Annotated in this window: 24 protein-coding genes; 10 read left to right on the plus strand and 14 right to left on the minus strand. The window is 35.7% G+C overall.

Features of this window, described 5'->3' with window-relative positions:
* Positions 1-109: 109 nt before the first annotated feature.
* Both ZPR_RS03920 and ZPR_RS03925 read left to right on the plus strand, forming a co-directional pair.
* A complete protein-coding gene (locus tag ZPR_RS03920; RefSeq protein WP_013070317.1) occupies positions 110-1,402 on the plus strand; it encodes a PQQ-dependent sugar dehydrogenase in 1,293 nt (430 codons plus the stop codon).
* Between the two features lie 30 nt (positions 1,403-1,432).
* Positions 1,433-3,721 (plus strand): TonB-dependent receptor, encoded by a 2,289-nt coding sequence (locus ZPR_RS03925; protein WP_233421357.1) that lies wholly within the window; start codon positions 1,433-1,435, stop codon positions 3,719-3,721.
* A gap of 655 nt (positions 3,722-4,376) precedes the next feature.
* Here the strand turns inward: ZPR_RS03925 and coaD are convergent.
* Positions 4,377-4,844: a pantetheine-phosphate adenylyltransferase gene (gene coaD, locus ZPR_RS03930; protein WP_013070320.1), complete on the minus strand. Its 468-nt coding sequence runs from the start codon at positions 4,842-4,844 to the stop codon at positions 4,377-4,379.
* Positions 4,845-4,966: 122 nt separating this feature from the next.
* On the opposite strand from coaD, the gene ZPR_RS03935 reads away from it, so the two are divergent.
* The gene (locus ZPR_RS03935; protein ID WP_013070321.1) at positions 4,967-5,533 is read left to right on the plus strand and encodes a hypothetical protein; all 567 of its coding nucleotides are present in this window, start codon (positions 4,967-4,969) and stop codon (positions 5,531-5,533) included.
* Between the two features lie 3 nt (positions 5,534-5,536).
* Here ZPR_RS03935 and ZPR_RS03940 read toward each other — a convergent pair whose 3' ends face one another.
* On the minus strand, positions 5,537-6,511 hold the full coding sequence (locus ZPR_RS03940; protein WP_013070322.1) for a D-alanine--D-alanine ligase: 975 nt from the start codon (positions 6,509-6,511) through the stop codon (positions 5,537-5,539).
* 106 nt (positions 6,512-6,617) lie between these two features.
* Between ZPR_RS03940 and ZPR_RS03945 the strand changes: the two genes are divergently transcribed.
* The 5 genes from ZPR_RS03945 to ZPR_RS03970 all read left to right on the plus strand — a co-directional run bounded on the left by ZPR_RS03945 (position 6,618) and on the right by ZPR_RS03970 (position 10,799).
* Positions 6,618-7,235: a PASTA domain-containing protein gene (locus ZPR_RS03945; RefSeq protein WP_041578658.1), complete on the plus strand. Its 618-nt coding sequence runs from the start codon at positions 6,618-6,620 to the stop codon at positions 7,233-7,235.
* The gene (locus tag ZPR_RS03950) at positions 7,235-8,293 is read left to right on the plus strand and encodes an RluA family pseudouridine synthase (protein WP_013070324.1); all 1,059 of its coding nucleotides are present in this window, start codon (positions 7,235-7,237) and stop codon (positions 8,291-8,293) included. Before ZPR_RS03945 ends, ZPR_RS03950 begins: the two co-directional genes overlap by 1 nt.
* A 236-nt stretch (positions 8,294-8,529) precedes the next feature.
* Positions 8,530-9,291, plus strand: a complete 762-nt coding sequence (gene yaaA, locus ZPR_RS03960; RefSeq protein ID WP_013070326.1) for a peroxide stress protein YaaA — start codon at positions 8,530-8,532, stop codon at positions 9,289-9,291.
* A 171-nt stretch (positions 9,292-9,462) separates the two neighbouring features.
* Positions 9,463-10,128: an HAD family hydrolase gene (locus tag ZPR_RS03965; RefSeq protein ID WP_013070327.1), complete on the plus strand. Its 666-nt coding sequence runs from the start codon at positions 9,463-9,465 to the stop codon at positions 10,126-10,128.
* 11 nt (positions 10,129-10,139) lie between these two features.
* Positions 10,140-10,799, plus strand: a complete 660-nt coding sequence (locus ZPR_RS03970; protein WP_041578659.1) for a uracil-DNA glycosylase family protein — start codon at positions 10,140-10,142, stop codon at positions 10,797-10,799.
* 85 nt (positions 10,800-10,884) lie between these two features.
* On the opposite strand, the gene ZPR_RS22835 is transcribed toward ZPR_RS03970, so the two are convergent.
* The 12 genes from ZPR_RS22835 to ZPR_RS04020 all read right to left on the minus strand — a co-directional run bounded on the left by ZPR_RS22835 (position 10,885) and on the right by ZPR_RS04020 (position 20,828).
* Positions 10,885-11,019 (minus strand): 30S ribosomal protein THX, encoded by a 135-nt coding sequence (locus tag ZPR_RS22835; protein WP_013070329.1) that lies wholly within the window; start codon positions 11,017-11,019, stop codon positions 10,885-10,887.
* A 5-nt stretch (positions 11,020-11,024) separates the two neighbouring features.
* On the minus strand, positions 11,025-11,168 hold the full coding sequence (locus ZPR_RS23340) for a hypothetical protein (RefSeq protein WP_013070330.1): 144 nt from the start codon (positions 11,166-11,168) through the stop codon (positions 11,025-11,027).
* A gap of 77 nt (positions 11,169-11,245) precedes the next feature.
* Positions 11,246-12,013: a tryptophan synthase subunit alpha gene (trpA, locus tag ZPR_RS03975; protein WP_041578660.1), complete on the minus strand. Its 768-nt coding sequence runs from the start codon at positions 12,011-12,013 to the stop codon at positions 11,246-11,248.
* 202 nt (positions 12,014-12,215) lie between these two features.
* Positions 12,216-13,397, minus strand: coding sequence for a tryptophan synthase subunit beta (gene trpB / locus ZPR_RS03980; protein WP_013070332.1), 1,182 nt, complete (start codon positions 13,395-13,397; stop codon positions 12,216-12,218).
* A gap of 420 nt (positions 13,398-13,817) precedes the next feature.
* Entirely contained in the window at positions 13,818-14,438 is a 621-nt protein-coding gene (locus ZPR_RS03985) for a phosphoribosylanthranilate isomerase (protein WP_013070333.1), read from the minus strand.
* 400 nt (positions 14,439-14,838) lie between these two features.
* Complete coding sequence (gene trpC, locus ZPR_RS03990; protein WP_013070334.1) at positions 14,839-15,624, minus strand: indole-3-glycerol phosphate synthase TrpC; 786 nt, start codon at positions 15,622-15,624, stop codon at positions 14,839-14,841.
* A 5-nt stretch (positions 15,625-15,629) separates the two neighbouring features.
* Positions 15,630-16,622, minus strand: a complete 993-nt coding sequence (trpD, locus tag ZPR_RS03995; RefSeq protein WP_013070335.1) for an anthranilate phosphoribosyltransferase — start codon at positions 16,620-16,622, stop codon at positions 15,630-15,632.
* Positions 16,623-16,719: 97 nt separating this feature from the next.
* Positions 16,720-17,286, minus strand: a complete 567-nt coding sequence (locus ZPR_RS04000) for an anthranilate synthase component II (RefSeq protein ID WP_013070336.1) — start codon at positions 17,284-17,286, stop codon at positions 16,720-16,722.
* Between the two features lie 117 nt (positions 17,287-17,403).
* Complete coding sequence (locus ZPR_RS04005) at positions 17,404-18,801, minus strand: anthranilate synthase component I family protein (RefSeq protein WP_013070337.1); 1,398 nt, start codon at positions 18,799-18,801, stop codon at positions 17,404-17,406.
* A 245-nt stretch (positions 18,802-19,046) separates the two neighbouring features.
* Positions 19,047-19,616, minus strand: a complete 570-nt coding sequence (locus ZPR_RS04010; RefSeq protein WP_013070338.1) for a YceI family protein — start codon at positions 19,614-19,616, stop codon at positions 19,047-19,049.
* 20 nt (positions 19,617-19,636) lie between these two features.
* Positions 19,637-20,269: an NAD(P)H-dependent oxidoreductase gene (locus ZPR_RS04015; protein ID WP_013070339.1), complete on the minus strand. Its 633-nt coding sequence runs from the start codon at positions 20,267-20,269 to the stop codon at positions 19,637-19,639.
* Between the two features lie 109 nt (positions 20,270-20,378).
* A complete protein-coding gene (locus ZPR_RS04020) occupies positions 20,379-20,828 on the minus strand; it encodes a MarR family winged helix-turn-helix transcriptional regulator (protein ID WP_013070340.1) in 450 nt (149 codons plus the stop codon).
* Between the two features lie 153 nt (positions 20,829-20,981).
* Here ZPR_RS04020 and ZPR_RS04025 point away from each other — a divergent pair, with 153 nt between their 5' ends.
* On the plus strand, positions 20,982-21,296 hold the full coding sequence (locus ZPR_RS04025) for a rhodanese-like domain-containing protein (protein ID WP_013070341.1): 315 nt from the start codon (positions 20,982-20,984) through the stop codon (positions 21,294-21,296).
* Complete coding sequence (locus ZPR_RS22405; protein WP_013070342.1) at positions 21,296-21,685, plus strand: rhodanese-like domain-containing protein; 390 nt, start codon at positions 21,296-21,298, stop codon at positions 21,683-21,685. The genes ZPR_RS04025 and ZPR_RS22405 overlap by 1 nt, the downstream gene beginning before the upstream one ends.
* Positions 21,686-21,739 lie beyond the last annotated feature (54 nt).

Genomic DNA, 21,739 nt, shown 5'->3' on the forward strand with positions numbered 1-21,739 from the left:
TCATAAAAAATTTTGTCTTTTTATTTTATGCTGTTAAACTATACTTAATCTTGCTAAATGATTTTTCTGAAGTCTTATTTCAGGTTATTTTCGAGAGAAAAGCTAAGATATGAGAAAGAAATTATTTGTAAGTGCCGGCTTATCTGCACTTGTGAGCTTCTGTGGTGTTGCGCAAATGCAAGAAGAATTATCCAAGAAAGCTAAAAAAGAATTGGCTAAGCAGCCACCAGTCACCGTTCAAACAGCGATAGGTACTTTAGAATTACCTTCGCCATTTTCAACAAAATCGGTAGAGAAAAGTAGTGAAATTGTTCCTTGGCCTTCAGGTCAAATGCCAATAGCACCTAAAGGATTTAAGGTTTCGAAGTTCGCAGAAGATCTTGATCACCCAAGAAGATCTTATGTGGCGCCTGGCGGAACAGACATTTTTGTAGTAGAAAGTGATGATGCTAAGAAAAGTGCTAACCGAATAACCCTTTTTAAGGATGCAAATATGGATGGAAAACCAGAGGAACGATTTGTGTTTGCTGAAGGCTTAAACCAGCCTTACGGGATGCTTATTTTAGACGGGTACTTTTATGTTGCCAATGTAGACGCTATTAAAAGATGGTCTTATCGAAAAGGGATGACCACTCTTGAAGGGGAAGGCGAATTAATTAAAGAATTGCCTGCCGGTGGGTATAACCACCACTGGACGCGTAATTTAATAGCCAGTAAAGATGGAAAGAAATTAGTGATTACGGTAGGTTCCTCTAGTAATGCGGGTGAACATGGTATGGACAAAGAAGAGCGAAGAGCCAATATTTTAATGATGGATCCCGATGGTAATAACGAAATTGTTTATGCGGCGGGATTACGTAATCCGGTAGGTATGGATTATAATCCCATTACCGGCGAACTTTGGACAGCCGTTAATGAACGCGATAAACTTGGAGATAATTTAGTGCCGGATTATGTGACCAGTGTTAAACAAGGTGGGTGGTATGGCTGGCCTTATTCGTATTATGGAAATATAAAAGATCCAAGATGGCATAAAGAACCACATAAAGATATGGTAGCAAAAGCGATTATTCCTGATGTGCCGGTTGGTTCACATACCGCTTCTTTAGGTATAACTTTTTACAATAAAGATCAATTTCCTAAACGATATAAAAACGGAGCGTTTGTGGGACAACATGGGTCCTGGAACCGTTCTAATTTCGCTGGTTATAAAGTGTTGTTTATTCCCTTTGATAATAGTGGGAAACCACAGCAACCAGAAGATTTCTTAACTGGTTTTATTGCCAGTGAAGATGGTAGCAAGGTGTATGGTCGCCCGGTTGGTGTTACTACTTTACCAAATGGTGATTTATTAGTGAATGATGATAACGGTGGAGTAGTTTGGAGAGTTTCTGCGGAATAATAAGTAATTTGGTTTCTTAAAAAAGAGCATTTGAAAAAAATAATTATTGCGCTGATGTTAATAGTTGGTGCGCAAAATTCATTTAGCCAGAATCTTACAGGACAAATTTTAAGTGAAGCAACTTCTGAAGCCATTGCAAATGTAAATATCATTGCAGCTTCAGAAGTTGTTGCTGTTTCAGGTATTGATGGATTTTTTACTGTTGAAAATGTTAAATTCCCCTTAGTTTTAAAATTTAGCATTATAGGTTTTGAAGCGCAATCAAAAAGTTTTGATAAAAATCAATCAGATGTTAAAATTTATCTGAAGCAGTCTAACGAATCTCTTTCCGAAGTACGATTGAGGAGTACACTTATTCCTACCGAATTACGAAATATGCCTGCAGCGGTGAGTTTGCTATCTAAAAGCGATCTTGAAAGAACCGATGCGGCTAATTTTGTAGACAATCTTAATTATGTTCCCGGTGTCTATGTAAATCAGGGTGCTTTAAATACGAATAAAATCAATATTCGAGGTATTGGTGGGAGGGCACAATATTCAACCAATCGCATTCAGGCTTATTTCGATGGCATTCCATTGGCAACAGCAGAAGGAGAACTCACTTTAGATGATATTGATCAGGAATCTTTAGAAAGAGTTGAAGTTATAAAAGGGCCTACAAGCAGTATTTACGGAGCCGGACTTGGTGGAGCCATAAATCTATACTCCGCCGATCCTGGAAAAAGACAAAGTCATATTGGCGTAAAAATGCAGGGCGGAAGTTACAATACCTGGAAAAAATCGGATGTAATTTCTATAAATGGCGAAAACTCTTCATTCTTTGCCAATTATAACCATATAAAAAGTGATGGATGGAGGGATAATGGTTCATATGATCGTAAATCAGGACTTTTGAATGCTAAAGTGCTTACTTCGGGAAATAACAGTTTGTCGTTTTTAGCCAATTTCGTTAGATTAAAAGCCTATATCCCAAGTTCGATAAGCGAAGATGATTTTTTTAACGATCCAGAAAGCGCTGCCTACACCTGGGGAGCTTCTAGAGGTTACGAGAGTTACGATCGAGGGTTGCTAGGTATAAGTTATAACCACCATCTTTCTGAAAATTTCACCAATCAAACCAGTATATTTTTAAACTTTAGAAATGCTTACGAGCCCAGGCCATTCGATATTTTAAAAGAAGAACGATTATCTGCCGGAGCGCGAACCAATTTTAGTCTTGCTACTTCTATTTTTGAAAAGCCTGCTGACATTAGTTTTGGGGCACAATATTATAATGAGTGGTATGAAACGGGAACTTTTGAGAATCTGTATGAAGATTTCGATGATCTTGGTAGTGTTAGAGGAGAGCGCTTAAGCAATAACGAACAGGATCGCTATTATGCCAATTTCTTTGCGCAACTAAACCTGAATTTAACTGAAAACCTGTTGGTAGAAGCCGGTTTAAACTTTAATACGACTGGTTATAGTTTAGATGATTTTTATACTGAAGATAATATCGATCAAACCGGAAGTTATACATTTGATGCCGTTTTTTCACCAAGAGTAGGTTTATCTTATGAAGTGGCAGAAAGGAAAAATTTATATGCTTCGGTAAGTCATGGGTTTTCTACACCAACCGTAGCCGAGACTTTAACTCCCGAAGGGCAAATAAATACAGATCTAAAAGCCGAAACAGGATTTAATTATGAAATAGGTTTTAAAGGCAATTGGTTAAATAATCGATTATATACTGAAGTTTCGTTGTATAGCATCCAGGTTCGAAATTTACTGGTAGCACAGCGGGTAGCGGAAGATCAATACGTAGGTATCAACGCAGGTAAAACCGATCATAATGGAATTGAATTCTTCGGGAAATATACTTTAGATATCGCAGAAAACTGGCACATAAGTCCATTTGTAAATGCGGCTTTCAATTTTTTTAAATTTGATCGTTTTGTAAATGAAGAAGTAGATTATTCGGGTAATGAGTTACCCGGGGTTCCAAAACATACTATAAATGCCGGTATTGATTTAAATACCAATTTTGGTTTTAGTTTTAATATATGGTATAGAAATATAGGTGAAATTCCATTGAACGATGGGAATTTGTTATATACCAATTCGTATCAATTGGTTAATCTAAAAGCCGGGTATGCATTCGATATTATGAAGGATTTTCAACTGAATATTTACGGCGGAATAAATAATGTTTTTGATGAGCATTACGCGGCTAGTGTGTTGCCTAATGCTGTTGGTTTTGGCGGTGCAGCACCCCGATTTTATTATCCCGGTTATCCCAGAAATTATTTTACAGGAATAGCGGTTAATTATTTTTTCTAAATTGGTATTTATGCTAAGAAGTGATTGAAATGAAGAATTGAATGAGATTGAGTTTGAAGCGAATGTTTCTGCTGAATTAGATTATAAAATCTCCAATCTAGTTAGAGTATTTAAAATTACTGTATTTGGGATAGAACTTTAGTACAAAAGTATTGGAACGGATATGAAATAATCAGAATAAAACTTAAAAATGAGTATGGTCAAGCAGGTAGTATACTTATAAAATATTGGAAGAGTTGCTTTGGAGCGTAAAGAAGGACAAGGTTTTGTTATTCATTTTAATTAATACAAAAAAGACAACCGAATGGAGAATTTAAAGGCTACCAAGCGAGAAAAGGAAATTCACTATTTATCCTGAAATTAAGAATATCTTTCGAAAGCCACCGATTCACGAAAATTGACTAAGACGAAAGTGAAATTTATCAAAATAAAAATCTTTGATGCTAACCGAAGAACGCGATTAAAAATGATCGCAAAGCAATTCAGTTATTGCACAAATGCAGTCACATAGAATAAAAAACCGGTGAGAACTGGGGGCATGTTACGGAATATTAATTATAAACTCCTAAGGTTTAAAAATTATAGCGTCCAGGAAAACGAAATGGTAAATTTTCATACCAACTTTTTATAAGCTTTCAAATTAAAATTTAAAGCTTTAACCAGGAACCTGAAAGTTACTCACTACATTCGGAACCATAAACTCATATTTTCCACCATGTTGCATCACGTCTCTAACAACGGTAGAAGAGATGTGCTCCAGACCAGCAGAAGCGATAAGAAAAACAGTTTCAATGTTTTCCATTTTAAAATTGGTTTGTCCTATAGACTTTTCAAACTCTAGGTCAATACCATTTCTTAATCCGCGTAGTAAAAATTTAGCATCAATTTCTTTACAGAAATCAACCGTAAGTCCTTTATAAGTAGTAACTTTTATTTTAGTTTCGTCCTTGAAAGTCTTTTCAAGAAACGCTAAACGCTTTTCTAAAGAGAACATATACTTTTTACTGCTATTTGTACCAATAGCCAGAATAATTTCATCAAAAAGCGGAAGACCGCGTTCAATAATATCTACATGCCCTAAGGTAATAGGATCGAATGATCCTGGAAATACTGCTCTCCTCATATTTAATCAATTAATAATACTAAGGTCTTATAAAAAAAGAAGTAAACAAAATCCGATTTTGTGTTATAGCTATAAGCGTTATTTTTTATATTCGCCACATTTAATAATATACCGATCAAAAAATGAACAGATTCATCATCATTTTACTTTTTTTATTTTTATGGAGTTCAGGTTTAAAAGCACAAAATTATTCAGTGGAAGAATCTTTATACGGAATTCAAACCGGTGTTTTAGGCGTTTGGGCATATAATGAATTACGATTGGCTGACGAGTTTTCATTCAGAACAGAAATTGGCTTTGATGGCGGTCTATGGGCAAATTCTTTTTATTCTAATGGAGATATGCACTATGTTTTTGCTCCAGTAATAACTTTAGAGCCCAGATGGTACTATAATCTAAATAAACGAGCTGATAGAGGTAGGAAAACCTGGAATAATGCGGCTAATTTCTTGAGTTTAGACATTACTGTACATCCTGATTTATTTGTTATTTCAGATGAAAATAATGTAAGTGTGCCTAACCAAATTTCATTTATCCCAAAATGGGGAATTAAAAGAAATATAGGTAGACACTTTGGTTATGAATTAGGAATAGGTATTGGTTATGCTACTTATTTTAATGAAAAAAATTATTACGACAGTGATGGAGGAGTAATAAGTCTAGATTTAAAAATAGGTTACAATTTCTAACAATTATACCAAAGAAGCTTCAATCGCACTGCCGTATAAATCCTGTAAACTAATACCTGCTTTTGCTGCTTGCTGAGGTAAAATACTAGCCTGGCTCAATCCTGGTGTAGTATTCATTTCAATAAAATGTGGCTCACCGTTGTGGAAAATAAATTCCGATCGGGTAAATCCTTTCATTTTTAATTTCTTATAGATCAGCTTGGCTATTTCCTGAACCTTTTTTGTGTCTTTTTCTGAAATTCTGGCTGGAGTAATTTCCTGGGATTTTCCTAAATACTTGGCTTCGTAATCAAAGAATTCATTTTCTGAAACAATTTCGGTTACCGGAAGAGCTATGATCTCCCTGTTATAAGTAATCACACCTACTGAAACTTCAGTACCATCAAGAAAAGATTCAATTATAGCTTCATCATCTTCCTGAAATGCATTTTGTGCAGCTCGGTATAATTCATTTTTTTGTTTTACCTTGGTGATTCCGAAGCTGCTTCCGGCACGATTTGCTTTTACAAAACAGGGTAATCCTACTTTCTTGATAATTTCATCTGGATTAATCGCATCTTCTTTATTGAGAAAATAATTTTTTGCGCTTTTGATTCCGTAAGGTTTCAATACACTTATTAAATCTCTTTTATTAAAAGTTAATGCCGACTGGTAATGATTGGCTGCTGTTTGCGGAATATTTAGCAATTCTAAATAGGCCTGTAACAATCCGTTTTCACCTGGCGTACCGTGAATAGTATTAAAAACACAATCAAATTTTATAATTTCAGTACCCATTTTTACCGTGAAATCATTTTTATTAATAGGGTAGGGCGTATCGTCGTGAGCAACTACAAACCATTCATTTTGTAAAATATGCACGCGATAGGGTTCGTATTTATTACGATCCAGGTTTTCGTAAACCATGTTTCCACTATTAATAGAAATGCGGTATTCACTTGAAAAACCGCCCATTGCGATGGCAATTTTTTTCTTCATATTCAATATCTAAGATGATGTTGCGTTTAAAACAAAAATATCAAGAAAAAAGGGTGTCACCAAAACCAAGGTGTTTTTATATCTTTGCTTTTTATTTTGTAAATATATGGGATTGTTCAAATTCATTTTCAGTAAAACATTTTTAATTCAGCTAGTGCTGGCAATTATTTTTGTGGTCGTTTTAGGATATGCTGCCATGCAGTGGTTAGATTATACTACAAACCAGGGAGAACGAATAGAAGTTCCAAATCTTGCCGAGTTGTCGCTAAGCGAAGTAGAAACCATGCTGAAGGAAAAAGACCTTAGATATGAGATTTTGGATTCTGCTAATTTTAATCCGGATTATCCACGATTTTCGGTTATCGAGCAAGTCCCTAAAGCAGGGAAATTTGTAAAGGAAAACAGAAAAATATATCTTACTTTAAACCCTTCGGGTTATCGTAAAGTGTTAATCCCAGATCTTATTCGTCGTACCCGAAGACAAGCAGAACCTACGTTAAAATCATTAGGTTTTGAAATAGGGGAGATTACTTATAAACCAGATATCGCTGAAGATGCCGTGTTGGAACTTCGTCATAATGGGGAACTAATAGAGCCGGGAGACGAATTAATGAAAACTTCTAAAATCGATTTGGTTTTAGGAGATGGTTCTGGAAGCTATAGTCGTCCTGTGGAAGATAGTGTTGAGACGGAACAAACGAACGAAGACCAATTTGATTTTTAATGAGCGAGCATCCCGAAGAAAATAACGAGCTGGAAGACCAGAACGACGAAACGTTATACGAGCATCATAAATTTATTGCTGAAAAAGGCCAAAATCCGCTTCGTGTTGACAAATATTTGATGAATTATATCGAGAAAGCGACTCGTAATAAAATTCAGAAAGCGGCAAAAGATGGGAACATTTACGTGAACGATGTCCCTGTAAAGCAAAACTATAAGGTAAAAGCCGGTGATGTGGTGCAGGTGATGTTCGAGCATCCGCCGTATGAATTTTTGCTAACGCCAGAGAATATTCCTTTAGATATTGTTTATGAAGATGATACACTACTCGTTGTAAATAAACCGGCAGGAATGGTAGTGCATCCCGGTCATGGTAATTATAGCGGGACCTTAATTAATGCCCTGGTATATCATTTCGAAAATCTTCCGAATAATAGTAGTGATCGCCCCGGTCTGGTGCATCGAATCGATAAAGATACCAGCGGACTGTTAGTGATCGCTAAAACAGAACATGCCATGGCTCATTTATCAAAACAATTTTTTGATAAAACCAGTGAGCGCGAATACATAGCTATAGTTTGGGGGAATGTAGAGGAAGACGAAGGCACCGTGGAAGGTAATATTGGCAGGCATCCAAAAAACCGACTTCAGAATACCGTTTATGAAGGTGAAGATGCTGAAAAAGGAAAACCTGCTGTAACTCATTTGAAGGTGTTAGAACGATTTGGCTATGTGACCCTGGTGGCTTGTAAACTGGAAACAGGAAGAACACATCAAATCAGGGTACATATGAAGCATATAGGTCATACCCTTTTTAATGATGAACGCTATGGCGGGGAGAAAATCTTAAAAGGGACAACCTTTACCAAATACAAGCAGTTTGTAGAAAATTGTTTTAAGATTTTACCAAGACAAGCACTTCATGCGAAGACTTTAGGCTTTACCCATCCAAAAACAGGAGAGTGGATGAGTTTTAATTCAGACTTGCCAGAAGATATGCTTGGCGCTATTGAGAAATGGCGCAACTACGCTAAAAATCAAAAAGAAATGCTGGAGTAGTTTAGCGAAATTCGATATAATATAAGACCTTTTTATTGCTGTATAAATAAGTGATTAAAGGTCTTTTTTATTTTCGGAAAGCGAAGTCTTATCTTCGTAATTGTTTAAATTTATGAAGTCTTGCTGTTCCGATAAATATCGGAATTTATTGAGCATCTCATAATTTTTTATGAGACCCTGAAACCAGCCCGCCTCACCGGCCGGTTTAGGGAGACTAAGAAAAAAAGAAAAGAAAAATGAAAATAGTTGTTTCACCGGCAAAAAGCCTGGATTACGAATCAAAATTACCTACTACGCGAGGAACGCAGCCTGCTTTCCTGGAAACTACTGCGAAACTGAATCGAAAATTGGCCAGAATGACCAAAAAAGAGATTTCAGAATTAATGAGTATTAGCGATAAGCTGTCCGATTTAAATTATACACGTTATCAGGAATTCGAAGAAGATCATACTAAAAAGAATTCACGTCCCGCAATGTATGCCTTTAATGGTGATGTTTATAATGGGCTGGATGCCTATACGCTTCCTGAAGAAAAATTAGATGTTATCCAGAATACCCTGCGAATTCTATCGGGTTTATACGGAATTTTAAGACCACTCGATCTCATTCAGCCCTACCGTTTAGAAATGGGTACTAAAATAGGAATTGAGAGCACAGATACACTTTATGAAGTGTGGAAAGAAAAAGTGACCAATTATTTAAATTCTGAATTAAAAGATGATGAGCTTTTTGTGAATCTTGCCAGCAACGAATATTTTAAAGCAGTGGATACTAAAGCTTTAAAAAAACCGGTGATTTCTCCTGTTTTTAAGGATTACAAAAACGGAAAATTAAAGATCATTAGTTTTTATGCAAAAAAAGCTCGTGGTGCTATGGTACGTTATATTATCGATTCTTCGGCAAAGAATTTAGATGATATTAAAGGCTTCGATTATGATGATTATAAATTTAGCGAAGAGCATACCGAAAAAGAAAACGAACCGGTGTTTATTAGATAGTTTCTTAACGAAAGTTTGATTTTCATGTGGGTTGCCTCGAAATTCATGATGAGTTTTCTATGTATTTCCCGAGCTCTCCTTAATAAAAGAACTTACAGTAACTTAATATTAGTAATAAAAAGCTTTATTTCTGCGGAAGTATTTTCGTAGAAAATTCCAAAAACAACAACAATGGCTGAAATAAAAACAGCAATTTTCGATTTCGACGGTACATTAGTAGATTCAGAACATTATCATTACAACTCGTGGGTAGAAGTTTTAAACGATTATGGTGCCGAACTGGATTACGATTTTTATATAAAAACTTACGCCGGTACGCCTTCTCCCATCAATGCAAAAGCCATAATAGAACAATTTGATTTGCCAATTTCAAGGGAAGACTTAACCTATAAGCGTGAGCGTATGGCCGAGAAACTGGTAAAAGAATCTGAAGTTGAATTTATGCCTTATGCCATAGAAACTTTAGATCTCTTTAAAGAAAAAGGCATTCCTATTTATCTGGTTACCGGTAGTCCGCGTAATAATGTTGAGTTTCTTTTGGAGAAAACAGGTATCGCAAAATATTTTAAGTTCACGATTACCAGAACCGATGTAAAAAATAGCAAACCAGATCCTGAAAGTTATCTAACTGCTATTGAAAAAATCAACTTGCCAAAAGAAAACATGGTCGTTTTTGAAGATACGAGGACTGGAGTAGCTTCGGCAAAGGCTGCAGGATTGGAATGTTTGGCTATTCAGGGGAATCCTAATTTAAAAGATAATGTAAAGGCTGCCGATAAGATTTTTGATAGCTTGCGGGAAGCCACGCAATATTTAGAAAAAGAGGGTCGAATTTAAATAATACTGATATTTTTCATCACAAACATCCATTTCCGCCTTTTATTCCTGAAGAAGCTACCAAGCTCATCGTGGGAACCTTACCACCACCAAGATTTACACAACGTAGCCTAAAAGAACGCGATGTAGATTTTTGTTATGGAAGTCAGGATGGCCTACTTTGGCCAATTTTAGACCGAATTTTTGATCTGGAATTAATTTATGATAATTCCCACGAAGCTATTGTACAACGCAAGGATTTTCTCCGGAAGCGAGGCATTGGGATTTGTGATGTGGTGGAAAGTAGTTTCAGAGAGAAAATTGATGCTTCAGATTTAGGGATGCAGAATGTAGAGCTTAGAAATATGCTTCAGATTTTACGAAATCATCCAAAGATCGAAACCCTTTTATTTACTGGAGGGAATAGTAAGAATGGACCCGAGTATTTCTTCCGAAGACATTTAAAAAATTCTGAAGAAGATATAAAACTGAAAATAGTAGATAACGCCCCCCCCAGGATTCATCAATTTATTTTAGATGGTCGTTTAATTAAAACGGTTTCTTTAATTGCACCTTCGGGCTCAGCAAATATGGCGATAGGGAGTAATCAGCTTTATAAACAATTAAAAGCTCAAAATCCCGCTTTTAACACATTGGATTTTAGAGTGCTTCAGTATAAAGAGTTTTTTTGAGTTCATTAAAATTCAATGAAAAGCAAAAAACCTCACAGGTTTTTAAAACCTGTGAGGTTTAAATAAAATATTCTATACTAAACTTTTACTGTAAGTCTTTTTTATCTTGCTCGGCAAGGGTAGTTGGCTTTACTTTAAACTTTTTACGCTTAGGGCGTAGCTTTCCATTAGTACCGATAGCTATTTTCCCTCGTTTTGTTTTTTTATCGCCTCTTCCCATAAAAGTTATTTTTTGTTTTGTTGATCTTTAATCGTTTTTTCATCGATATCTACTTTGTTAGTAGACTCATTTCTATTTCCCGATGGTTGTGTTGGATTTTTTTGATCTGTTTTTCGTGTTCGGCGGTTATCTTCAATTGGCCCTCCCATAATTCATGTTTTTTAAGTTCATCTTAAAGATACAAATACATACTCTTAAAAGCTCCCAATACATTGTTAGACTTAGGTTAAACCGGGCGAACCGATTTTACAAAATCCTGAATATTCCCTATGCCATTTTTATTTAAATGCTTGATAAAAGCACTACCAATAATAGCACCTTTAGCATATTTGGTAGCATCATTAAACGTAGCCTCATCACTAATTCCAAATCCAACCACTTGCGGATTTCTAAGTTTCATTTCTGAAATTCGTTTAAAATATGCTTTGGTTTCGTCGCCAAAACCTTTAGTGCTTCCGGTAACGCTAGCGGTACTTACCATATAAATAAATCCGTCGGAAACTTTATCTATAAAACGAATACGTTCTTCTGAAGTTTGTGGCGTGATTAGGAATATATTCTTTAATCGATGTTTTTCGAATATCACTTTATATTCATCCTTATAAACGTCTACAGGAAGATCCGGAATAATGAGCCCGTCGATACCAACTTCTTCACATTTTGCGCAAAATTTTTCTACGCCAAATTGAAGAATGGGATTAAAATAGCCCATAATAATTAGTGGAATCGAAACTTCCGAACGAATATCTTTTAATTGTTCAAAGAGCTTGTTGGTGGTCATTCCGTTTTTTAATGCAATTGTAGAACTTTCCTGAATGGTAGGACCATCAGCTAAAGGGTCACTAAACGGAAGCCCGATTTCAATAAAATCGACCCCACTTTTTTCAAGGTTTTTAATAATATGTACCGTGTCTTCAATTTCAGGATATCCTGAAGTAAAATATATAGAAAGAAGTTTTTTGTCTTCTTTCATTCTTTGATTTATTCTATTCATTTTTTATCGCTTTTGGTTTTTAGCTTCTTTTAGTCATTCTTTCCCCGATAGCTATCGGAAGAAACGGAATCTCATCTATTATCTCAGTAATTGTATGGATGATATCCCGTATCAATCCTATCTGAAGCATGGATAGTTTTAAGGTAACAGTTGTTTTAAAATGTTTTCTTTTGCGATTTAAATATTAAACATTTACTGTTTATTATAACTCAAAATAATCGATATATGTATTTAGATCTTTATCGCCACGGCCAGAAAGATTTACTACCACCACATCATCTTCTTTAAATTTTCGATCTTCAAAAATTGCCAGAGCATGAGAGGATTCTATCGCCGGGATAATTCCTTCTAATTTCGCTAATTCCAGCCCTGCTTTCATGGCGGCGTCATCGGTGATAGAAATAAACTCACCACGGCCGCTTCTAAATAAATGCGCATGCATAGGCCCCACTCCTGGATAATCCAGCCCAGCTGAAATTGAATAAGGTTCTGTTATTTGCCCGTCATCAGTTTGCATTAGTAAGGTTTTACTGCCGTGAATAATACCTTCTTTTCCTAAAGCAGAGGTTGCAGCACTTTCACCGGTATAAATTCCTTTTCCGGCAGCTTCTACAGCAATAATTCCAACTTCAGGATTGTCTAAATAATGAAAGTAGGCACCGGCAGCATTACTACCTCCACCAACACAGGCCACAATATAATCTGGATTTTCACGATTTTCTTTTTCCTTTAGCTGTGTTTTGATTTCTTCTGAAATTATCGCCTGAAATCGTGCAACCATATCTGGATATGGATGCGGGCCGACAACCGAACCGATAATATAATGCGTATCTACGGGATTATTAATCCAATCACGAATCGCTTCGTTGGTTGCATCTTTAAGGGTTTTACTACCCGATTTTGCAGGAACTACTTTGGCGCCAAGCATTTTCATACGGGCTACATTTGGTGCCTGGCGTTCAATATCGATTTCCCCCATGTACACAATACATTCTATTCCCATAAGCGCACAAACGGTAGCAGTGGCAACACCGTGCTGTCCGGCACCGGTTTCAGCGATAATTCGGTTTTTTCCCAGTCGTTTTGCCATTAAAATTTGCCCAACCGTATTATTTACTTTGTGAGCGCCGGTATGGCAAAGATCTTCACGTTTTAAATAGACTTTAGTGTTGTATTTTTTACTAAAACGTTCGGCGTAATAAAGTGGGGTAGGGCGGCCTACATAATCTTTAAGAAGCGCTTTAAATTCTTTCTGAAAAGAATCTTCTTTCATAATGTCTAAGTACTGCCTGCGTAATTCTTCAACATTAGGATATAGCATTTCAGGAATAAAGGCGCCACCAAATTCGCCGTAATATCCTTTTTCGTTTGCCTGGTATGTCATTTTATTTAGCTTTTTAGCCTACAGTTTTTAGCTTTCGGCTTAATTTTTCTTATTTATATAAAAGTTTACAGTTAACAGTGAACAGGTTTTGTAAGGGATTTCTCCGTTTCGCTACGCTTCAGTCGAAATGACAATATTTATAATTCAAAATTCAGCATTCCAAATCCATAATAATTCATCCTGTTTCCTGGTTCTTGTCTCTTGCTTCTCAATTTAAATTTACAAATCATCACATCAACAAATTTTCTATTCTCTATGTTCTGTCAGCGGATGGGTGTATATTCTTCCTAAGGGATTTCTCCGTTTCGTTACACTTCAGTCGAAATGACAATATTTATAATTCAAAATCCATAATAATTCATCCTGTTTCCTGGTTTTTGTCTCTTGCTTCTCAATTTAAATTTACAAATCACCACATTATCACATCATCACATCAACAAATTGTCTTAATTTTTCAATATCCTTTAGACCGGGTTCACTTTCAAAAGCACTATTTACATCTACTGCATAAAGTAAATCTTGTTTGCCAATTTTGTTGAAATACATATAGAATTTCTTTAGATCTTCAAATTGTTCCAAACCAATACCACCACTTAGAAAAAATGGTTTTTCAGATGGGTATTCTTTTAATAAGGTCCAATCGAAAGTTTCGCCGTTCCCTCCTTTATGTTTGCCTTTGGTATCAAAAAGAAAATAATCAACATGATCTTCAAAATCTGCTAACTGGTTAAAATCGAATTCCGATTTAACAGAAAACACTTTTATAATTTCAATAGATGTTTCTTTTAAAACTAATTTTAGCTCAGCACAAAACTCGGCTGATTCGCCACCATGAAGCTGAATAGCATTAAGATCATATTTATTGATCTTATCCAGAATTTCTGCAATCTTGGATTTCACAAAAACACCGGTCTTTTTTATTGAATTCTGGATCTTAGGAATTTCAGTATTAAAAAATCGAGGTGTTTTTTCATAGAAAATAAAACCCATATAATCTGGATTGAGAGCTGCGATATCCTGAATGTTTTCAGGGTATTTCATGCCGCATATTTTGAGTTTTAGGGTCATGGTTTTAGTTTTTAGCCCAGCCTTTAGCTGTCAGCTAATATTATTTATAAGATTAAAAATTCTAATTCTATTTTACTTCTCGATTTTATTTTTTTATTCTATTTAAAAATCACTCGAAGTGGCATTTAGCTGAAAGCTAAAAGCTGACAGTTTTTTTTTGAATCACCTCGTCTATTCTCTATTTTCTAAGTGAAACGTCTATATTCTTATTAAGAGATTTCTCCGTTTCGCTACGCTTCGGTCGAAATGACAATATTTATAATTCAAAATCTATAATAATTCATCCTGATTCTTGAATCTTAAATCTTGTCTCTAGATAAACTTTTTCAAATTACTACATCTTCAAATCGTAGAATTTTCTCACTACTCAAATCTAACTACTAAGTTCCTCAATAAACTTCTTAGCATTTTCACCGGGATTATTGGTTTTCATAAAGTTTTCTCCAATTAAAAAACCTTCGTAGCCATATTGTTTTAGTTCTTTAATAGCTTCTACCGAACTGATTCCGCTTTCGCTAACTTTTACAAAATCGTCCGGGATTTTTTCAGAAAGATCTTTGCTTATCTGAGTGCTAACTTCAAAGGTTTTAAGGTTTCGGTTATTTACGCCCAACATATCTAAACTAGGCATGATCGATTTCTTCAATTCCTCTTCGTTATGTACTTCAAGCAATACATCTAAACCAAGGTTTTTAGCAAATTCAGATAATTGTTTGATTTGCTCGCGTTCAAGAACGGCAGCGATCAATAGGATCACATCGGCGCCATGAGCTTTGGCTTCTAATAATTGGTATTCGTCAATTATAAACTCTTTTCTTAGGATTGGCATTTTTACTGCAGCACGTGCATACAGCAAATCGTCTAAAGAACCTCCAAAATATTTTCCGTCAGTTAAAACCGATATTCCGCTTACTCCAGCATGTTCGTAACCCCTGGCTACATCTTCTATATTTAAGCTTTGGTTGATTATCGATTTAGAAGGAGAGCGGCGTTTATGTTCGGCTATAATTCCGCTTTTGCTTTCTCGAAGTGCATTGGCTAAAGAAATCGTTTCTCTTTTAAACAAAGCCGAATTTTCTAATTGTGATACCGGAACCACTAGTTTTTTAAGAAGTAGTTCTTTATGTTTATCTGCGATTATTTTATCAAGAATATTCATAGCTATTATTCGCTTAAATGCTGTAATTTTTTTAATGCCTCTAAGGCTTTTCCAGATTTAATCGATTCTTTTGCTGCAGAAAAGCCTTCTTTTATCTTAATATTTTTAGCGGTCGCAATTGCCATACCCGCATTAGCACACACCACATTTTCCTGGGCTTCGGTACCTTCGCCCCTAAGAATTTTTACTAAGATCATAGCCGAATTCTCGATGGTTCCGCCACCGTAAATTTCTTTTTGTTCTAGTTTACGAACTCCAAAATCAGCCGGTTTCAACATACTTTCTGTATGATTTGAAATTACTTTAGTGTCGCTGGTTAACGAAATTTCATCGTATCCATCTAAAGCGTGAAGAATACTAAAATTCTTATCGGTATTTTGATACAGATAGCCATACATTCTAGCCAACTCTAAGTTAAAAACTCCTACTAACTGATTTTTTGGAAATGCTGGATTTACCATTGGTCCTAACATATTAAAAAATGTTTTTACCGCTAAGCTTTTACGGATAGGAGCTACATTTTTCATGGCCGGGTGGAATAGGGGAGCATGCAATACGCAAATGCCTGCTTTATCAATGCATTTTTCCAGAAAAGAAGCATCACTGCTAAAACGTATGCCCAGGTGCTCCATAGCATTAGAACTACCACTAACAGATGATACTCCGTAATTACCATGTTTAGCTACTTTTACACCAGCACCGGCAGTTACAAATGATGAGGTTGTAGAAATATTAAAGGTATTTTTACCATCGCCCCCGGTTCCGCAAAGATCAATAGGATTATAGGCGCTAAGATCTACCGCTACGCAAAGTTCTAAAAGTGCGTCTCTAAAACCTTCAAGCTCTGCAATCGTAACACTTCGCATCATATAGACCGTAAGAAAAGCGGCAATCTGACTTTCATTATACTCTCCATTAGAAATATTGAATAAAGCTTGTTTTGCTTCTGCTTTACTTATCGTCTCGTGATTAATAAGCCTGTTTAGTAATTCTTTCATTTTATAACGACAACTCGGTTAAACCGAATCTAAATTTATAGTTTTTAAAATTCTATGCCCGGTATTCTACCGGTGGGTCTGAAGTTGTTTTATGAGCCTAGGCTTTCACCCAGTTAGCAATCATTTTTTTCCCTTCAGGAGTTAAAACCGATTCTGGATGAAATTGTACGCCTCTCACATCAAATTCTCGATGGCGTAAAGACATGACTTGCCCCTTATCATCAAATGAAGTGGCTTCTAAAACGTCTGGTAAATCTTTTAATACTACCCAGGAATGGTAACGTCCTACTTTTATTTTTTTATCTAGCCCTGCAAATAAAGGTTCATCGTCTACCACAATATCAATATCTGTTGCCACGCCGTGATAAACCGATTCTAAATTACCTAAAGTGCCGCCATAAACTTCGCCGATAGCCTGTTGGCCAAGGCAAACGCCGAAAATACTTTTGGTAGCACCATACTTTTCTATAATAGGTTTTAATAGCCCGGCTTCAGAAGGAATTCCCGGGCCCGGAGACAGTAAAATCTTATCGAAATTTTGTACAAAATCGATATCCAGTTGATCGTTTCTCTTTACGGTTACCTGGCATTCTAAATCCTCCAGATAGTGTACAAGATTGTATACAAACGAATCATAATTATCTATCACTAATACTTTTTTCATTTTAAAGAGTTCTTTTCGCGTTAGGGATTGAGGTTTTGTTGGAGCTCTTTTTAAGCGAATTAGCGTTTAAAAAAGCGACTACCGAAAGCCCGACTGCCCTTTAGGTCAGTAACGCCATTATTCTATATTTTCAGCGATTTCTAATGCTTTGGTTAATGCTCCAAGTTTATTGTATACTTCCTGAAGCTCGTTTTCATCTTTAGATTCTGAGACCACCCCGGCACCGGCCTGATAATGTAATTGATGGTTTTTACTAACAAAGGATCTGATAATGATGGCATGGTTAAAGTTGCCGTGAAAATCCATAAATCCAATCGCACCACCGTAGGCATCACGGTTTACATTTTCACATTCTTCAATAAGCTTCATGGCGCTATGTTTTGGTGCGCCGCTTAATGTACCTGCCGGAAATGTATCGGCTACCACCTGCATGGTTGGCGTATTAGGATTTTTGGTTCCGGTTACTTTGCTCACTAAATGAATAACATGAGAGAAAAATTGGATTTCTCGATAAGTTTCGACTTTTACATTGCTTCCGTTTCGACTTAGGTCATTACGAGCAAGATCAACCAGCATGACATGTTCAGCATTTTCTTTCTCATCGGCACTAAGTTGTTTGGCAATTTCGGCATCTTTTTCGTCGTTTCCGGTACGTTTAAATGTACCGGCGATAGGATGAATTTCGGCCTTGCCTTCATCGATGATCAATTGAGCTTCTGGCGAACTTCCAAAAATCTTAAAGTTGCCATAGTCAAAATAGAAAAGGTAAGGAGAAGGGTTGATACTGCGTAAAGCACGGTACACATTAAATTCGTCTCCTTTAAATTTTTGAGAGAAACGTCTGGAAAGTACAATCTGAAAGACATCACCACGATGACAATGTTTTTTACCGAATTTCACCTGTTCTATAAATTCTTTGTCGGTAAGGTTACTTTGGGTCTCGCCTTCGCGATGAAAATCGTAAGTGGCAAAATTCTTAACGCTTATCAGCTGTTCGATTTCTTCAATTTTATTATCATCACTATAGGAGTGATTAAAAATAAATGCCTGATTATTAAAATGGTTAATGGCGATGATGTTTTGGTATACCGCATAGTACATATCTGGTAATTCCAGGTCGCCTTTTTTCTTGGTGATGTTTATGTCTTCAAAATAGCGTACACCATCGTAAGAAATATAGCCAAAGAGCCCGTTATTGATAAATTTAAAGTCAGATTCCTCGGTATCGAACAATTTTCCAAAATCCTGAATTTTTTCGGGAAGGTTAATCTCTGAACTGATTTTGGTTGTTTTTGAAGTTCCGTCTGGATATTCCTCTAAAATTTCCTCATTCTGTACTCTTATAGAGGCAACTGGATTGCAACAAATGTAGGAGAAGCTATTTTTATTGGCGTGGTAGTCGCTACTTTCTAATAGTAGGCTATTTGGATACTTGTCCCTTACCTTTAAGTAAACGCTTACAGGAGTAATGGTATCTGCAAGGAGTTTTTTGTAATTGGTCTTTAATGTGTACATAATTTAAAGTATCTTGAAATAAAAAAAGGCTTGTCGTGAGACAAGCCTTTTTCTTATATTTTTATATAATGGCAATTTAGCTCACGAAGTTTGTACGTAAGTTAGACCACCACCAAGTATTTGCAATTCTGTTTTTCATTGCCTCAAATATAGCCATCAATTTTTAAATCACAAACAAATAATCAAAAAATAAATCCCGTAATCTTCAGGGAAGATTACGGGATTGAAATACAATGGTTGGAATTTTAGAATTTTAAATCCACAGCGATTTTAAATTCGTCATAAATAGTTTTATCTCCCAGATTATCAAAGAAACTTCCAGAGCCGTAACGTACATTGTATTTCGTACGATCGATAATAAGATTTGCATTGGCAGATTTCCCATTATAAACCATATCAAAAGTTACGGGATTGGTTATTCCTTTAATTGTAAGATCACCTACGATACCATAAGTATTACCAGATTTTTTGGATGCTGTGGTAATGATAAGTTTAGCTTCAGGATGATTGGCAACACCAAAAAAATCGTCTGATTTTAAGTGACCTTCCAATTTTCCTTTGCTTTCGCCCTCAAGATCGGTAGATTGAAGAGAAGTCATATCGATCACAAATTCTCCTCCTAAGATTTTCTCATCTTCTACATCTAAGTATCCGGATTTCAAATCGATGGTCCCTTCGTGACTGCCAGTTACCTTTTCGCCTTTCCAGGTAATCTTACTTTCTTTTACATCAATTTTTTTAGCCATACTGGTAAAAGCAAGTGAAGCAATTACAACAACTGAAGCTAAAGCTCCTTTAATGATATTCTTTTTCATAGCAATTTTATTATTTGATTTTATATAAAGTGGAATAAATCCTGTGTTGATTTTCGTACTTTCGTCGCATGTTGATAGTCATCTTCTTCACTGCGATAACCAATACAAGCAATCACTGCAGTATGAAGCCCTTTTTCTTCTAAGCCAAGAATTTTATCGAAATTCTCTGCTGAAAATCCTTCCATTGGGCAAACATCTATTTTAAGATGTGCAGCTGTGTTTAGTAAAAAGCCCAATGCCAGGTAACTTTGTTTTTGAGCCCATTCGTTTTGCTGATCGGCTTCCATTTTTAAGGTTGTGTTTTTAATCATATCTGCCATACCTTGCAGATCTTCAACACTCATATTCCTGGTTTCTGCGATGTTTTTGATGTAGTCATCTACATAAGCTTCATCCAGTTTTTTATGATTAGCAAATACGATAACCTGTGATGCGTCAGTAAGTTGTGTTTGATCCCACGCTGCAGATTTTAATTTTTCCCTAATCTCTGGGTTTTCTATAACAAAAATCTGATAGGGTTGTAAACCATAAGAAGAAGCAGATAATTGCACTCCTTCCAAAAGTGCTTCTAGATCTTCTTGATCGATTTTTTTAGAGGCATCAAACTTTTTAGTGGCGTACCTCCATTTTAGATTTTTAATAACTGAACTCATAATTTTTTTCGGTTTTATTGGTATTGTATTATTACACGCTTTAGCTTGTCGTGAAATTGTAAAAAGTTTTTCCAGTCCTATCTGGGAATCTTTTCCCGCAGCTCTTTATTTAATTTCTAACTTTTTCAAGTAGCTGGTTTAATGTTAATAATTCTTCTTTCGTAATAGAGTTAGAGAAGTTATCTTCCAGATGGTCTATTATTGGGTCTAGGATCTCTAGTAGTTTTAAGCCTTCTTTAGTGATAATGATTTCAATTTTTCGGCGGTTTTCTTTACAAACAAATCGTTCAACAAGATTCTTATGGATAAGTTTATCTACCAGTCTGGTGGTGTTACTCATTTTATTTACCATTCGCTCCTGTATAGTACTAAGATTTGCGGGAGTTCCTTTTTGTCCCCGTAAAATGCGTAAAACATTAAATTGTTGTATAGAGATTTCATGGGGTTTAAGTGACTCGTTCATCATTGTGGTTGCTTTGTCGGCACAAAGCATGATATTAATAACCAGTTTCTTGGTGTCTTTAAGATGGTCTGTTTTTAAAATCTCTTCAGTCTTCATTGTTTCTACAACATTTGTATATACAAATATATATAACTTTTTAGTGTGATATATTAAAGAAAGGTTAAAAAAATACAGTTGTTTGATGGGCACAGGAATGCAGTTAATTTAGATAATGTATATTTACATTGCTTAATATAAAATGTACATATAATGAAAGAACTTGAACAGGAAGAATGGAGAGAACAGCTTGGTAAAGATGCTAACGCGGCTATTCTTGATGTTAGAACTGAAGAAGAAGTTGAAGAGGGATACATCCCAAATTCTAAGAATATTGATATTTATAAGGGGCAGGGGTTTATTGATGAGGTAGAGCAACTTGATAAAGATAAGAACTATTATATTTATTGCAGATCTGGTAAAAGAAGTGCACAAGCCTGTTCGATCCTTGACCAGCTAGGCTTTTCCAATACTTACAATTTAAAAGGAGGCTTTATGGAATGGGAAGGCGAAACGGCAGAAGACTAATGAGAAAATACCTTTTATTATTTACAATTTTGCTCTTATGTTCACAAGGCTGTAAGGAAGTTGAAGCCAGTGAAATTGAAATGATTTCTCCTGAAGAAATGCTGGATCGTATGAAGAAAGATGAAATTCAGGTTTTAGATGTGCGTTCAGCTCAACAATTTGATGATGCCCATATATTTAAAGCTAAGAATATCATTTTGAGTGAAAGCAATGATAATTCTCTTTTTTTTGATACGCTGGCTAAAGATAAGCCGGTGGTGATTTATGGTAAAAATAAGGGAAATACGAAAAAGGCGATTGAAATTCTTAAAGATGATGGCTTTGAGGAGGTATACGAACTGGAAGGAGGAATTGAAAATTGGATATTAGTAGGAGGTAAAGTTTACTAATTCTCAATATAGATAATAAAAAAAGAACTGTCTAAAGTGTAATCTTAGACAGTT

The sequence above is a fragment of the Zunongwangia profunda SM-A87 genome, assembly GCF_000023465.1.
GTDB classification, from domain to species: domain Bacteria; phylum Bacteroidota; class Bacteroidia; order Flavobacteriales; family Flavobacteriaceae; genus Zunongwangia; species Zunongwangia profunda.